A 14825-nucleotide genomic window follows, 5' to 3' on the forward strand; every position below is an offset into this window, starting at 1 on the left:
AGTCTCGATTGCAACCGGATACAAATAAAGGTTGTGGGTAATAAGTCCCGTATGCTATAGTAGATGAGAACGAAGTGAAATTCGTGGCTTGGGGAGAGATACAGATGGTCGATTTTTCGCTATTTATGGTGTTCTCTGTCTTGGAAACCACTGCAATGTTCTTCCTCATCTTTCGAATGTTTAAAATCGACATTTTCTTCAAAGAGATACTATTTGCTGGCGCCATCATGGCATTTGTGTCGTTTGTGCTTCGGAATGATTATGGGTTTGTCTATGTTGATATTTTGCTACAATTTTTACTGATGTTTTTATTTATGTGGTTAATTATTCGCATTCATTTACTTTATGCTGTCATTTTGACTGGAGTTGCATATCAATGCTATTTGCTAATTCAAAGTGTTTATTTGATTATCATGAGTCAGTTTGGTTTATTTGAGTCAACCATTCCTTATATAACAGAAACTTCTACTTACATCTTACAAACAATATCTGCAGTTTCAGTATTTATTCTCGCAAGTTACATAAAAAAGAAAAGAACTGGTTTTGATTTTGTGCCTGATTCTCCAAGACGGAAAATACCAATGCACTTAAAATCTAGGGATTTGCACTTGTTTCTCTTAACTCTTCCTTCTCCAATTATTTTTATTATTACTTTACATATGGTGGAAACATTATCAAGCTATTATTTAGCGATACCAGTAATTTATGTATTGTTTCTCTTTTGCTTTTTATTTGTTTCATATAAAAAGGACTGGGAAGATGCGAATCGAAATGACCTATAAAATCGCTCGGTATATTAAAAATATTAATCCGGAACAAACCAACTCAATTGAAGTAATGAATTATGCCCTTACTATTATAATCAACTCCTTTATAATTATTTTTACAAGCTTATGTTTTGGTTTTATATTTGAAGCATTTTATTCTACCGTAATTGCATTGTTGGGTTTTGCTTCATTTCGACTTTTAACTGGTGGATACCATTTTCAATCCTCTTTAGCTTGTAATTTCAGTTCAATTCTCCTTTGCTCCTTGGCTCCTCATTTAGCTCAATTGATACCTAATTACATCTTAATTTTTATGAATTTTATTAGTCTTTTCTTATTAATTCTAATTGCTCCTAGATTTGACCGTAACACTTTCATTTCAAAAAAGCATTATCTTAAGTTGAAATTGATTGCAATTTTGTTTGCTCTACTCACAATTTGGACTAATTCAACTACTTTGGAAATTGTGGTCTTTGTTCAGACACTTTCTTTATTACTCTTAGAAAGGAGTGCTAAACATGAGTAAATGGCTGGCTAGAAGCGCTTCAGTATGTCTTGGTTCAATTGCAATACTTTTTGCAAATATTGCTAAGCCTTGGGCGCACAGCCCAAAAGCTCCCGAAGAACTATTAAAAAAGCCGCAATAAACTGTTAGGATGGTGGAACGATGCGCGTGCTGGACTTGGAGGGGAACCCTTGGGATATCAGCGAGCCGGATATCTATTACTTTACGAGCCATCGCAGCACGATTTACATCCATGCCAAACAAGGGGTATTTTTATTTCCGGCCACCTTGTCCGATTTGCTCGTCGCTTACCAACCGCTCGGGTTTGAACGGCTCGATCGCTCGAATGTTGTCAATCTGGGGAACGTTGACCGTTACGATGCCGATCGCAAGCTTGTGTTCTTTCCCGGCCAGGATACCTTCTCGACCGTTTCCGAAGCGAATGAACGGCGGCTCAAGCGCTATTTGCGCATGCATCCTCCACCACCTTGATGGTTACCCTTGCTGCCTGATACTCAGGCAGCTTTTTTTTATTTCGAAGAGCCGTTTTTCTTGAGAACGATTATTCAGGCGCAGTAGGGCGACGGAGACCTTGAGGCTGACTGCCAACGGCCAATTCTCTCCTCATCTAACGGACATTTTTGTTCGTCAGCATCAAATTTCAAGCGTCTCCTTCGCTCTAACGGACACTTTTGTCCATTAGACTAATATTATGGCATTATCGCAGGGACCAGAGCTCGCTAACGGTCACTTTTGTCCGGTACAGCTTAAATTTATCGTAATCAGCGCTGTAACGGTCATTTCTGTCCGTCAGATTTCAAGATGCGCTTTTACTTAAGGTAGTAGTCAAGGTAAAACGTCGGACGCCGTCATTTTGCGGCGCCACCTCGTTTCGTTCCGAGAAATTTAGATAAATATACGCGAGATCCCTTACTTTCGAAGAATTAAAAAAAGCACCGCGTTGTAATTGTAAAATTACCTGCGCGGTGCTTTTGGCCTTTTCATGCATTTAGTTTTTTAAGCTCCTCCACTGAGAATCCAGTCAATTCTGCAATGACGCCAAGCTCCAGCCCTTTTGCCAGCATGTTCCGGGCTACTTCCAGCCGGCCTTGCTCCATACCTTTTTCCATACCCTTTTCCATACCCTTTTCCATACCCTTTTCCATGCCTTTTTCCATACCCTGCTCCATGCCTTGCTTTAATCCCTTTTCCGTGGCCCACTCCAGTGCCGAGGCCTCGTCGTGCAGGAATTTTTGACGCGCCTCATACCGCATTCGCGCTTCCTCGTTCATGCTTAAAAATTCCAGGGTCGTCATTGCTTTTTTCAAGGTCGGTTCATTCATTTGCAATACCTCCCATGTCGATTTGTCTGCGCCCTTCAAGAACAGCAGCCAATTGACCAGCCCTCCCTCAACCGGAACCGACTGATCGCTCAGCTTGGTCAGTTCGATGAAATGAACCTCAATGTCATCGGTCAACTCAAGCCCGGTCTCGTCCTCGCGAAGATGATAAACATTATGATAGCGCGTATTCGGGATAAACGCGTAATTCAAAATGTTAATGGTGACACATTTCTTTAACTCCCGATAGGACTGTCCCTCTTGAAGCTGACTGGAAAAGCGACGGCTCCAATAATACAGCGTGCGCTTCTCAATATCGTATTTGTTGAACAATTGCATTTCGACGTTGATTAATTTGCCTTCGTTCGTACGCGCCCAGATATCGAAGATCGATTGCTTATCTAATGGCGCGTCCTTATCTGTGTAGGGATTCATAATTACAATTTCGGTCAGCGGCGCATCACCGGAGTCAGCAAACGTTCGATTCAAAAACGCCAGCAGCACGTCCTTGTTCTCTTCGCTTCCAAATATGCGCTTGAACACAAAATCGTTTTTCGGATCGAGCAGCTCCCGCATTCTCAATCAGCCCCATTTTCTCTTTATTATAACATGTTAGCTCCCTGCCATCCATATGGGCTCCTGAACGGGCAGGCAAGGCGAAACGGGCAAGGCGAAACGGGCGCAACCCATTTCGTTCCGAGAAAAAAAGACGCCCCTGCTGCGTTAGCAGGACCGCCTCTCTCTATTCGCATCGGATCTCCATCACACGGGCATGGTCCAGTCCATTGGTGCCCAGCGCCTCCAGCCGCAGCCGACGCACATGCGTCAGATTCACCGGGCAGACGACGCGGCGCTGGTAATTGCCAGCGATGCGCGTGATCTCCTGTCCTTCGTCCGGATGGTCCGCCGTATACGCCACGAGTCGAAAATCCGCCAGCGTCTCCGGCTGCGGTCCCCACTCCAGTTGGCGCTGCAAATGCGCCTCGTGCGTGAGCGTCAGCCGGCGATGCATGCCGGTATCAAGCACCACGGTCACCTCGCGGAGCGCAACCGGCGAACGCCATTCGAGCTCGATCCACGGTGCCGGATCGTCCGGCCGCGCCATCCAGCGGTGCGTGCCGGGGACGGCCAGCTCGGGCCGCACGCCGCGCGGGCCGTGCATTGTCCGGGTATGGCCGTCGATGACCTGGGCCGCGCGCCCTTCCGGCTGTTCGGACGAAGCGCGAATGGCGGCGCGGCTCGCCAGCGACGGCGCGGCCGCGATGCCGGGCAAGTAGGCATCCTGGCGGAGCAGCTCCTGCTGCGCGCGCCCGACCAGCTCCGCGCGCCGCCAGGCTTCGTGTAGCGGGACACCCGCCGTCGTGGCGACGGCCGCGAACGTGCCGGCGCCCTGTCCCATCACACCGCAGGTCGCCATCACCCGTGTGCTGGAGAAGGCGATGTGGGTCGCCGAGATATTGCGCCCGGCGAACATCAAGTTGTCTACATTGACGCTGATCAGCGCGCGCAGCGGAATGCCGTAGGCGTACTCCGTCACCGGCTGACGGCACGGATCGGCTTCCTTGGCCTCGATGCCCTGCGGCGGATGCGTGTCCATCGGCCAGCCGCCATAGGCGATGACATCGTCGAAATGCACGGCCTGCTCCAGATCGTGCTGGGTCAGCACATGGCGACCGATGAAGCGACGCGACTCGCGCTTGCCCGGCAGGAAGCCGAACCAATCGAGCGCCCAGTTCTCGGATTCCGGATGATGACCGCTGTTCTTGATATGGTCCCACACCCCCATCATGATTGCCAGCAGCTCGTCGCGGATCGCCTCGTTGTCGGCGATCGTGTCCAGCAGCCCGCCGAATTCGACCCACCAGTAGCCGTACTCCCACGAATCGTGCGGGCGATAGCGCAGGTCCTCCTCGCTGTAGCGCCTGGCCCACGATGGCGGGACGAAACGCATCGGCCGGCCCATGTCCCGGGTCGTGAACAAGAGCGAGGAGCCGAGCCGATACGCGTCGCCCTCCTCCCCTGCCAGCGTCTCGCCGTATTGGCTCGCGGCCTCGCGACCGGTCGTATAGCGCGCGCCCGCTTCCTTGCCGAGCCGGCCGTCGCCCGTGCAGTCGATGCAGACGGCGGCGCGGATCGCGAAGGCTTGCTCCGTGCTCTCGCGCACCGCCAGCACCTCCTCGATGCGCGTGCCGTCCATCGTCGCCCCGGTGATGGCGGTGTTAAGCAGCAGCGTCAGATTGGTCTCGGCCCTGCACTTCTCGTACAGGATCAGATCGAGCATCGAGGCGCTGCGCTGCGGATTGCGATAGGCGCACTCGAGCAGGATCTCCTCGACGATGCCGCCTTCGCGCGCTTCCGTCGCGAGCGGCGCACCCCGCTTGGAATGGGCCGCGCCGACGATATGCATCCGGATCTCGGAGGAGGCGTTGCCGCCCAGCACCGAGCGATCCTGGCACAGCACGACGCGCGCGCCGCCCCGTGCCGCGGCCAGCGCTGCCGCGACCCCGGCGATGCCGCCGCCGGCGACGAGCACCTCCGTTGCCATCCGTTCAGACTTGTGTGCCATCCTTGACTCCTCCCTTCGTACAGCTGCCGGCGCCGACGCCGCATTCCGTCCGGTCGCGGCGCTGGCCATCAGACCGGGATGCGGGCCGGCGGACCGGCAACCCTTACTTCGCAGCGGCGATTGCCTCGTCCGCGCGCTGTGTCAGACTGTCGATCGTCTCGTCAATCGATTGCGCGTCCATGAAGTACTTCTCCGCTTCTTCCTTGAAGGCCTTCTGAATCTCGGACTGCGCCGTCGTCTGGGTGAATTGCTTGAAGGTCACGTCCGCCGCCAGCAGATGCGTCAGTGATTCTTTGTCGATGTACTTCGCATAGTCTCCGATCAACAGATCGGCCACCTCGCCCATGTCGGCCTGCTTGCTCGACGGCACGCGCCCGCCTGCGACCAGCTCCATGTTGCCCTCCTCCAGGTACCAGGCGAGGAACGCCATGGCCGCTTCCTTATTTTCGCTTTTCGGATTGATCATGATGTAGTCGCCCATCCCGCCGGAATTGACATTCGTGCCCGCCTCGTACTGCGGCACCGGGGCGAAGGCCACCTGGAAGTCGCGGTTCGGATACGCCTGCTCGTCCTTGATGTAGCGGATCAGGTACGTGCCGGTGAACACCATCGCCGCTTTTTCGTTCAGCAGCTCGTCCTGCGGCTGCAGCTTGTTCATGTTCGCCTCGGCGAACGGATAGGTGACCTGCTCGTCGATCAGCGCCTTCTGCAGCTCCAGTCCCTCGCGGAAGCTCGGCAGCGATCGGAAGGTGGACATCCCGTCCTCGCCGTAGTATACGTCGACCGGATCGGCCGTGATCGACATGTCGTAGGCGATCGGCTCCCAGCCGGGGTTGAAATAAGCGCCGTACTGTCCCGGTTGATTCAACGTCCGCGCCAGCTCGGCGAATTCGTCCCACGTCCACGCGCGCGGCACGTCCGCACCGGCCGCCTCCAGCGCCGACATATTGATCAGCATCGTCTGGTATGTCTTGGTCGCAGGCAAGTAGTAAATGCTGTCGTCCTTGACATTCAAATTGTCCTTGCCGACCACCGCATCGATATCGAAGTCGGCGCCCGCCGCCAGTTCGTCCAGCGGCGCCGACATGCCCGCGTCGATGCGGCGGTTCAGATTCGCATCGCTATAGGTGACGTACAGATCGGGCACGTCGTTGGAGGAGAGCAGCGCGGTATCCAGCTTGGTGTTGCCCGACTCGTCGTTGACGAAGCGAATGTATTCCACCTGGATGTCCGGATGGGCCGCATTCCACGTGTCGACGACCGCCTGCGGTCCGGACTCCGGCGGCACCCCGCCCCAGAATCGGAGCTGCACCGCATCAGCGGAGGCGGAGCCTCCTTCTCCGCCGTTGCCCTCGCTCGCCGGATGGCCTTCCCCGTTGCCCCCGCAGGCCGCTGCGAGCAGCGTGACCGCGAGCAGCAGCGACATCGTGTAGAGCGCTTTCTTCTTCATGTTCCATACCCCCTGATAGCAGTTAATTTGCCTACGATACAGTTATAACAAGCGGCGCGAGCGCTGCCCATGTGCTTTTCTTTTAATCTGCCGTCATATTCTCAGAAGCTCCGCAAGCCGCGCCTTCACCCCTTCAGCCCCGTGCTGGCGATGCCCTCGACGAACCAGCGCTGACAGATCGCCACGATCAGGATCAGCGGCGCGAGCGCCGAGCACGATGCAGCCATGATGAGCGGATAGTTCGTGCCGTTCTCGTCCATGTAGCTGGACAGCCCGATCGGGATCGTGAACAGCTCGCGGTCGCGCAGCAGGATGAGCGGGTTCTCGTATTCGTTCCAGTGCCAGGTGAAGGCGAGGATCAGGAGCGTGACGACGGCCGGCTTGGTGAGCGGCAGCGAGATCTGCCAGTACATCCGCCAGTAGCCTGCCCCGTCTACCTTGGCCGCCTCCAGCAGCTCGCCCGGCAGCGTGCTGAAGAATTGACGCATCAGGAACGTGCCCAGCACCGTGAACATGCCCGGCAGGATGATGCCGATATGCGTATTCACCAGTCCCATATAGTCGAACATGATGAAGCGCGGCACGAACAGCACCTGCTGCGGAATAATCATTGTCGCCAGGTACAGCAGGAAGAGCGGCTCCTTGAAGCGAAAGTTCAGCTTGGCGAAGGCGAAGCCCGCGAGCGAGCTCGTCACGAGCGTGCCCAGCACCTGCAGGAACGTGATTTTGATCGAGTTCCAGTAGTAGACCGCGAAGCACACCGGCTCCAGCCAGACTTTCTTGTAGTTGTACAGATCCCAGGATTGCGGAATCCATTGCACCGGGTAGACGAAAATATCGGCGGCATTTTTGAACGAGGCCGAGGCCATCCACAGGAAGGGCAGCACCATCAGCAGCCCGATGCCGAGGAACAGCGCGGTCATGACGGTTTTGACGAGCCGCTCGCGTCGCGTCCTGGCCCAGGTGTGCGACACGCCGGCCCGCTGCGGCATCAGAATTGATTTTGCCATTTTTTCTGGGTCCTCCATTGAATCATAGTGACGACAAAGATGACGAGGAACAGCACCCATGAGATCGTCGCCCCGTAGCTCATATCGCGGAACTCAAACGCCTGCCGGTAAATATACAAGGCCAGCACCGTCGTCGATTGCATCGGGCCGCCGTCAGTCATCACCTGCACCGAAGCGAACACCTGGAACGAGGCGATAATGAGCGTAATTGCGATCAAAAAGCTGGTCGGCTTGAGCAGCGGCACCGTAATGGCGCGGAAACGCTGCAGCCCGGTCGCGCCGTCGATATCGGCGGCCTCGTACAGGTCCCTGGAGATGCCTTGCAGACCGGCCAGATACAGCACCATCGCATAGCCGATGTAGGTCCACACGGTCATGATGATGATCGCCGGCAAGGCCCAGTCCGGGCTCGCCAGCCAGCCCGGCGGATCGGCGAGGCCGAGCGCGCGCAGGAAGGCATTGATCGGCCCTTCCGAGGAGTGGTACAGTACGCGCCAGACGACGGAGATCGCGACCAGCGAGCTCATGTACGGCAGGAAGATCAGCGTCCGCAGCAGACTTTTCAGGTAGACGAATTTGTTGAGCGCCGTCGCGAAGACGAGGCCGATCAGCATCGCCGCCGGCACGCTCACGACGGAGAACAGCACGTTGTTTTTGAGCGACTTGTACACCAGCTCGTCCTGCAGCGCCTCGCGCAGGTTCGCCAATCCGCTGAACGACAGCCCGTCCAGCCCGCGCAGGTAATCCCATTCGGTGAACACCAGCGCCAGGCTGAAGAGCAGCGGCAGCAGAATGAAAAAGGCGAACCCGAGCACACTCGGCATAATAAACAGATAACCGGCCAGATTTTCCCGGTTTTTTTCGGTCCACTTCATCGCCCTGATCACCTCTTGGAGCCAGTATACGGGCAGCCGCGAGCGGGCGGAAGGTGAAAAACTAAGGAGAAGCCGTCATATTATAAGAAATGAGCGCGCGATTGCCTCTGCCTTACTTTCGCTGCGCCATTTTACGGAATTCGAGGGGAAACACCCCTTCGATTTTTTTGAAGTATTTGCTGAAATGATTGGCGTCGCGGTAGCCGACGAGCTCCGCGATTTCGTAGATTTTGTAGACGGGGTCGCGCAGCAGCTCGCGGGCCTTCTCCATGCGCACCGCCGTCAGGTAATCGACGATTTTTTGGCCGGTCTCCTTGCGGAACAGCACGCTCAAATAATTCTCCGCAAAGCCGGCGCGCCTGGCCATATCCGACACCTTGAGCGGCCTGCCGTATTCCTGATGGATCATCTCCAGCACGCGCTGAATCTCCGGCCGATACCGCGTGCCTGAAGCCTCCTGCGCATACCGCAGCGCCAGCGCGAGCCACTGGCCGAGCCAGCCACGGATCTCCGCCAGCGTCTGCGCATTGCGGATCACGTCGAAGGGATAGCGCCCCTCATGCTCCGGCACGGTGTAGATCGTCTTGCCCGCCGGCTCCAGCACCCGGTCGCCAAACAGGTAGAGCAGACGCAGCAGCTCCTCGCGCACCGCCTCTGCCCCCGCAGCCTCCAGCACCTGCCAGCGATCGCAGCAGCGCGCCCACTCGCGCACGACCGCCGCTTCCTCCCCTGCGGCCAGCAAGGCCTGCCAGCGCGTCTCGTCGACAATCCCGAATTCTCGCAGCGACTGCGCGCCGATTGCGTCGTCGCCCTGCTCCGGGCGCGCCGGATCGCGCGCCTCCGCCCCGGCTTCGTCCGCTCGGACCACGGCCCCTTCCCCGCGAAAAAAACGCCGCTCGAGCGCGCGCTGCGCCTGTTCGAAACCGGCCTGCAGCGTACCGAGGCCGCTGCAGGCCGCCGAGACGCCGCAGCTGATCGAGATGCGGACATACGCGCCCGTCGCCTCGCGCAGCTGCTCCAGCAGCTCAGGGAGAATCCGCGAGGCGACGATCGCGAAGCGGCCGCCGCTGATCTCCACCAGCTCGCCGCCGCCGTGCCCGTTCAGAATCTCACCCAGCACATTCGCCACCGTGTAATTGAGCAACTGCTCGCTCTTGAAGCGATTCTCCCCCAGTACCGCCTCATACGCGTCGATCGATACGAGCGCCACCTTGAAGCGCCGGGTATCGAATGCCAGCTCTACCCCCTCTGCCGCACGCTCGATCTCGAGGCGGCTCGCCTGCTTGGTGAGCAGATTGAGCAGCAGCCGGTCCTTGGTCTCGCGATCGAGCCGATCGAGGCGGAAGGCCACCTCGTCCTGCGCCGCCAGTTGAAGCGCCTCCTGCCGCACCTCGTCTTGCAGTCGCCGGCACATCGCCAGCAGCTCCTCCGGCACCCAGGCGAGCTTGAGCACATAATCGACCGCGCCCAGCCGCAGCGCCTGCTGCACGTAGTCGAAGTCGTTGTGATTGGAGAGAATCACGCACTTGGTCTGCGGCCAGCGGCTGCGAATCTCCGCGATCAGCGACAGGCCGTCCAGCTCCGGCATGCGGATGTCGGTCAGGACGATCTGACAGGGGGCGCTCTCCATGAGGCGCAGCGCCTCGCGGCCATTCTGCGCCTCGCCGGCGATCCGGAAGCCGTGCGCCTCCCAGGGAATCAACGTCTTCAAGGACAGCCGCACCAAAATTTCGTCGTCGACGATGAGTACATTCGTCGTCGAGTCGTCCAGTACCGTCTCCTTCGCAACCGTTTCGTGTTTTGCCGATTTGTTCTTTTCTGATTCGTTCATTCCCGAGGCTCCTCCCATAGCGGAAAGACGGCCGCCACCTCCAGCCCGCCCGCCGCAATATTGGACAGTGTGATGCCGTACGCCGGTCCGAAGTACAGCTTGATGCGGCGGTCGACATTGGAGAGGCCGATCCCGCTGTACTTGGTCTGCTCCAGCACGAGTCGCTCGCGTATCTCCGGCAGCCGCTCCTCCGGCACGCCGACGCCGTCATCGCGAATGGCGATGCGCAGCACGCCTTCCGACGCGGCGGCGCGCACCGTGATGGCGAGCGGCATACGGCCACCGTGAACGATGCTGTTCTCTACGAGCGGCTGCAGTGTGAACTTGAGCATATACAGCCGTCGCAAGGCCGGATCGACCTCGATATCGAGTGCGATCTGATCCGGATAACGGATCTTCTGCAGCGCCATGTACAGCTCCAGATATTCGATCTCCTGCCCGAGCGTGACGAAGCGCTGATGCATCTTCATGGAGAATTCGAGCAGCTTGCCCAGCGCGGTGATCATATCGCTGACGTTGCGGTTCGTATTGGAGAGCATCGCCATCAGCTTGATCGAGTTGAGCGTATTGAACAGGAAGTGCGGATTGATCTGGGCTTGCAACGATTGAAAATGCGCCTCTTCCTTGAGCTGCCGCTCCTCCTCCAGCCGGCGCAGCAGCTCGTCCAGCCGGCTCACCATCTGATTGAAGTTGCGGCCGAGCAAGGCCATCTCGTCCTGGCCGCTGACCGCAACCGCCGTCTTGAAGTCGCCCGCTCCGACCTTGCGCATCGAACGCAGCATCGCATAGATGGGCCGCGTGAAGCGCAACAGGAAGAGCGCAAATACGAGCGCGCTGACAAGAAAGACGACCACAATCCACAACAGCGACTGGCTCTGCTTGGCCGTGAGCTGCTCGAGGAATTGCTCCTCCGGCACGAGACTGACGACGGAGGCGCCGATCTCCTCGACCGGCGAGACATTGGCCATATAGGTCTGTCCATCCCGGGTGAGCCGCTTGATCGCGCCGCCCGGCCTGCGCAGCTCGGCCGCTTCCGACGCGCTGAGGGCGAGCGCCGTGCGGCCCTGCGCATCGAGCAGCGCATGCTCGCCGTCCCAGAGCAGCTGCGACGGCAGCTCCCCGTCCTGCGGCGGCGTCCGATGCGCGAACACCGCCTGGATCGGGATGCCGATCAGCGCCACCCCGAGCTCGGTCTCATCGCGCAGCGAGCGGGAGAGCGCCAGGTACCCTTCGCTGCGCCCGACCTCGGTGCTACCCATCCCCGGAACGAGCCGGTACGGGAATTGCCACTGCGGGAAGCCGCCGCCCCGCTCGCCCTCGCGGTACCAGTCCTGCTCCACGAGAATGGCGTAATTGGCCAGCATGTCGAAGGAGTAGAACGTCGACACCGCCAGCCCGTGCCGGTCGGTATAGATCAGGAAGGCGCTGCTGTCGAGCAGCAGATCCCGAATCGAGGCCATCCGGCGCTGCAGCAGATGCACCTTGGCATAGTCGGCGTAGTTCGCCGTCCAGTCCGCCGGGCCGGTGACGTAGTAATCCTCGAAGTCCGTCTCCAGCAAAAAGAGCGCTCTGATCATGCGCGTCGCGACGTCGTCGATCGCCTCGGCGGCCCGGTCTGCCAGCTCCTGATTGGCGCTGTTGACCTCCTCGGCGACCACTTTTCGGGACGTATGCGCGTAGTTCCAGAATATGAGCAAGGTCGGCACGATCACGAGCACCAGCAGCGACAGCACCAGCTTGCCGCGGATCGAACGCAACGGATTGAGCTTGTTGGTCACGGGAGGCCCTCCTCTTCACGTACCGAGTATAGCCCCGCTTCGCGCCGGGCGCAAGCACGCGGCCAAATGGAGGCAATCGCTGAGGATAAGCCGAATTTTGCTGAGAAATCCCCCTTCTTCGAATCGTCGGGAGGCGGTTAGAATAAGGGGTACAACATAAAAAGGGCGTCCTGGCCTTGGCCAGGACGCCCTTTTTGAAATCATTTTTTCATCCGTCTGAACGCTTCGGAATATTCCTCAATTATGCGCTCTCCGCCTTGGGAACGCCATTTTTTGATTTCCGAAGCATATCCCGCTTCATCCAGCTCGCCCATAATAAACTTCACGCGCGCATCATACAAGATTTTATCCAGTTCACCGCCGCGCTCCGTATACGTTTCCGAGACAAACGGATCAATGGCATTGGGAACTGCAAGTTCGGCATATTTTTCAAAAGCATCCTTTACTTGAGTCTGGAGCGGCGTATCCGTCGGCAAACGCGTAACTGTCGGATTGATGAACGTGTTGGACAGCGCCCTTACATGAGTGGTATATTCGGTCCGAATCTCTTCGCTGATGAATGTCGGAATGCCGTCAACGAGTTCGTAGGTTTCGCCTTCGATTCCGTATCCTCGTGCTCGACGAATCTCATCATCCAATGCACGTTCAAAATAAGAAAGAATCGCATCGCGCTTCTCCTCGGTCGTCACCGTTGATTTCGGCAGCGCGAATACGCCGTTGTGGCCGCTTGTTGCATTGGTTAATTCTTTAAAAGCCGGCTTGAGCGCAAGCTTTGCGTCAGGCATAACCTGAGCGAGATCATCGGAAATGCCCATCAAATCATCATAGGCTGTGAAATACATGGCCGCTTTTCCGGTTTTAATCAGATTTTTCTTCTGTGCGCCCTGTACAATGGCAAAATCACGATTGATTAATTGCTCCGAATACATCGTGCGGAGCGTATTCAACACTGTTAAATGAGGCTCCGTCTCATAGTAAGGCTGTAAACCTCCGTCCACCTCTCCCCAGATGCTGAAGCCGCCTTCCGACACCGTCAGCAGATCAATACCATTCCAAGGCGTTTCGCCCAGTTGATCAACGAAAGAGAACGGTATAATATCCGGCTCTTTTTCCTTCAGCAGTTTGGCCGCTTCATAGAATTCCTCCAACGTGTCCGGCACTTTGATAGCATGCTTCTCGAATAAGTCCTCCCTGTACAGCATGCCTACGCGAGCGGTAGGACGGGGAATGGCAATGCCGTATTGGCGGCCGTCCACCGAAATATTGGCCAGCATCGTTTGATTAAAAATGCTTTTCATATTCGGATATTTTTCCCATTCATCCGTCAAATCCCAAAAAACGTCATTTCGAGCCGCATTGATGAAGACGGTGCTTTTCAGAGACCGGGCCGGAACCATCAACACATCCGGCATTTCGCCGCCGGCCAGCGTCAGGCTCAGCTTATCTTCGTAATTTGCGCTCGGCACATAATCGATACTCAAATCGATGTTCAATAGCGACTCGTAGTTCTCTACGGCAGGATTGCCTTCCAGTCGATGCGGCTGTGCGTCATAAAGCGGAATCATAAACGAAATCGGAAGCGGCTCCAGATCCTCTTCTTTCACGGCATCTTCGCCTGCGGATTTTTCCGGTGCACCGCCCTCATCCACAGTTGCATTTGTTCCATCAGCGTCAGAGGGAGCATTTGACGAACTGCATGCCGCCAATACCATTAACACCAAGAGCAATACGATCGCTAACGTGACCCGTTTGTGCTTCATTGCTTTTCCCACGTACATCTTCAACTCCCATACACCCCTTTTTGTCTTTGTTTCATGTCCAATCATCCTTTTACCGAGCCCAGCAGCATCCCTTTGGCAAAATATTTTTGCAGGAAGGGATAGACCATTAAAATCGGGATCGTGGCCACGCAAATCACAGCGAGCTTGGTCGTCTCGGGCGGCTGCACATAATCCTCCATGTTGGCGTTTACGTCAAAGCCGGCTTGCGACAGAATGACGATTTGACGCAACCATACCTGAATCGGCCATTTCAACGAATCCCCGATGTACATCAGCGCCGGAAAATAGCTGTTCCAGTTTCCAACTGCATAGAACAAAGTCAACGCCGCGATAGAAGGCATCGATAAGGGCAGCGCAATTCGGATCAAAATTTGCATATCGTTGCAACCGTCGATTTTCGCCGCCTCTTCAATCCCGTCCGGAAGCTGTTGAAAGAAGTTTTTCAACAAGATCAGATTAAAGGCCGCAATTGCTCCGGGTAACCACAAGGACCAATAGGAATCAAGCAATCCCAGCTCTCTGACCAATAAATAGTTGGGAATCAACCCTCCTTGGAACAACAGCGTAAACACAACCATTTTCATAATCCAGCCTCGGCCCATCAGGGTCACACGCGATAACGGGTAAGCCATAATCGCCGTCGACAACATATTGATCGCTGTCGCAATAACCGTAATGAAGATCGAGTTTAGGAGACTGCGAAAAATAATGCCCGATGATAAGATATAGCGGTACGAATCCAGCGTAGGTTCTGTCGGAATCAACACGATTTGCTTAACGGACAACTCCGCATCCGATGCAAAAGAGCCTGCAATGACATAGAGCAACGGCAAAAGCATCAGCAACGCAATAATACTCAGGAAGAGATGATTGAAAATATCAAATGTTCTGCTCCCCCATGTCTGGTGCCGGGCTCCCATAT

Annotated in this window: 13 protein-coding genes; 4 read left to right on the forward strand and 9 right to left on the reverse strand. The window is 56.0% G+C overall.

The genetic code is table 11. From position 1 onward, the window contains the following. Nucleotides 1-83: 83 nt before the first annotated feature. Genes IDH44_RS07495 through IDH44_RS07510 form a run of 4 tightly spaced genes read left to right on the forward strand, consistent with a single transcriptional unit; the run spans nucleotide 84 to nucleotide 1764 of the window. Nucleotides 84-782 carry a hypothetical protein gene (locus tag IDH44_RS07495; RefSeq protein WP_190916229.1) on the forward strand — a complete coding sequence of 233 codons (699 nt, stop codon included), beginning with the start codon at nucleotides 84-86 and terminating at the stop codon, nucleotides 780-782. A gap of 55 nt (nucleotides 783-837) precedes the next feature. Next, the gene (locus tag IDH44_RS27355; protein WP_397326750.1) at nucleotides 838-1293 is read left to right on the forward strand and encodes an accessory gene regulator B family protein; all 456 of its coding nucleotides are present in this window, start codon (nucleotides 838-840) and stop codon (nucleotides 1291-1293) included. Beyond that, nucleotides 1286-1414, forward strand: coding sequence for a cyclic lactone autoinducer peptide (locus IDH44_RS07505; protein ID WP_190916233.1), 129 nt, complete (start codon nucleotides 1286-1288; stop codon nucleotides 1412-1414). The genes IDH44_RS27355 and IDH44_RS07505 overlap by 8 nt, the downstream gene beginning before the upstream one ends. A 20-nt stretch (nucleotides 1415-1434) precedes the next feature. Then, nucleotides 1435-1764 (forward strand): LytTR family DNA-binding domain-containing protein, encoded by a 330-nt coding sequence (locus IDH44_RS07510; RefSeq protein ID WP_190916235.1) that lies wholly within the window; start codon nucleotides 1435-1437, stop codon nucleotides 1762-1764. A gap of 509 nt (nucleotides 1765-2273) precedes the next feature. Here IDH44_RS07510 and IDH44_RS07515 read toward each other — a convergent pair. The 9 genes from IDH44_RS07515 to IDH44_RS07555 all read right to left on the reverse strand — a co-directional run bounded on the left by IDH44_RS07515 (nucleotide 2274) and on the right by IDH44_RS07555 (nucleotide 14823). Further along, on the reverse strand, nucleotides 2274-3188 hold the full coding sequence (locus tag IDH44_RS07515; protein ID WP_190916237.1) for an Rpn family recombination-promoting nuclease/putative transposase: 915 nt from the start codon (nucleotides 3186-3188) through the stop codon (nucleotides 2274-2276). A gap of 166 nt (nucleotides 3189-3354) precedes the next feature. Beyond that, nucleotides 3355-5178 carry an FAD-dependent oxidoreductase gene (locus IDH44_RS07520; RefSeq protein WP_190916239.1) on the reverse strand — a complete coding sequence of 608 codons (1824 nt, stop codon included), beginning with the start codon at nucleotides 5176-5178 and terminating at the stop codon, nucleotides 3355-3357. Between the two features lie 103 nt (nucleotides 5179-5281). Further along, nucleotides 5282-6628: an ABC transporter substrate-binding protein gene (locus IDH44_RS07525; protein WP_190916241.1), complete on the reverse strand. Its 1347-nt coding sequence runs from the start codon at nucleotides 6626-6628 to the stop codon at nucleotides 5282-5284. Between the two features lie 125 nt (nucleotides 6629-6753). Then, a complete protein-coding gene (locus tag IDH44_RS07530) occupies nucleotides 6754-7638 on the reverse strand; it encodes a carbohydrate ABC transporter permease (protein ID WP_223869455.1) in 885 nt (294 codons plus the stop codon). Continuing rightward, entirely contained in the window at nucleotides 7620-8513 is an 894-nt protein-coding gene (locus IDH44_RS07535) for a carbohydrate ABC transporter permease (RefSeq protein ID WP_190916243.1), read from the reverse strand. The genes IDH44_RS07530 and IDH44_RS07535 overlap by 19 nt, the downstream gene beginning before the upstream one ends. A gap of 112 nt (nucleotides 8514-8625) precedes the next feature. Continuing rightward, entirely contained in the window at nucleotides 8626-10344 is a 1719-nt protein-coding gene (locus tag IDH44_RS07540) for a response regulator transcription factor (RefSeq protein WP_190916245.1), read from the reverse strand. After that, nucleotides 10341-12122 carry a cache domain-containing sensor histidine kinase gene (locus IDH44_RS27110; protein WP_190916247.1) on the reverse strand — a complete coding sequence of 594 codons (1782 nt, stop codon included), beginning with the start codon at nucleotides 12120-12122 and terminating at the stop codon, nucleotides 10341-10343. Before IDH44_RS27110 ends, IDH44_RS07540 begins: the two co-directional genes overlap by 4 nt. A gap of 200 nt (nucleotides 12123-12322) precedes the next feature. Then, a complete protein-coding gene (locus tag IDH44_RS07550) occupies nucleotides 12323-13894 on the reverse strand; it encodes an extracellular solute-binding protein (RefSeq protein WP_190916249.1) in 1572 nt (523 codons plus the stop codon). Nucleotides 13895-13944: 50 nt separating this feature from the next. Continuing rightward, complete coding sequence (locus tag IDH44_RS07555; protein ID WP_190916362.1) at nucleotides 13945-14823, reverse strand: carbohydrate ABC transporter permease; 879 nt, start codon at nucleotides 14821-14823, stop codon at nucleotides 13945-13947. Nucleotides 14824-14825: the final 2 nt, after the last annotated feature.

The sequence above is a fragment of the Paenibacillus sabuli genome (assembly GCF_014705605.1).
GTDB classification, from domain to species: Bacteria; Bacillota; Bacilli; order Paenibacillales; family Paenibacillaceae; genus Paenibacillus_D; species Paenibacillus_D sabuli.

Bases quoted from the DNA above. Each gene is read 5' to 3' on its own strand.
- IDH44_RS27355 (WP_397326750.1), top strand. From the start codon at position 838: ATGAATTATGCCCTTACTATTATAATCAACTCCTTTATAATTATTTTT.
- IDH44_RS07505 (WP_190916233.1), top strand. From the start codon at position 1,286: ATGAGTAAATGGCTGGCTAGAAGCGCTTCAGTATGTCTTGGTTCAATT.
- IDH44_RS07510 (WP_190916235.1), top strand. From the start codon at position 1,435: ATGCGCGTGCTGGACTTGGAGGGGAACCCTTGGGATATCAGCGAGCCG.
- IDH44_RS07515 (WP_190916237.1), bottom strand. From the start codon at position 3,188: ATGCGGGAGCTGCTCGATCCGAAAAACGATTTTGTGTTCAAGCGCATA.
- IDH44_RS07520 (WP_190916239.1), bottom strand. From the start codon at position 5,178: ATGGCACACAAGTCTGAACGGATGGCAACGGAGGTGCTCGTCGCCGGC.
- IDH44_RS07525 (WP_190916241.1), bottom strand. From the start codon at position 6,628: ATGAAGAAGAAAGCGCTCTACACGATGTCGCTGCTGCTCGCGGTCACG.
- IDH44_RS07530 (WP_223869455.1), bottom strand. From the start codon at position 7,638: ATGGCAAAATCAATTCTGATGCCGCAGCGGGCCGGCGTGTCGCACACC.
- IDH44_RS07535 (WP_190916243.1), bottom strand. From the start codon at position 8,513: ATGAAGTGGACCGAAAAAAACCGGGAAAATCTGGCCGGTTATCTGTTT.
- IDH44_RS07540 (WP_190916245.1), bottom strand. From the start codon at position 10,344: ATGAACGAATCAGAAAAGAACAAATCGGCAAAACACGAAACGGTTGCG.
- IDH44_RS07555 (WP_190916362.1), bottom strand. From the start codon at position 14,823: ATGGGAGCCCGGCACCAGACATGGGGGAGCAGAACATTTGATATTTTC.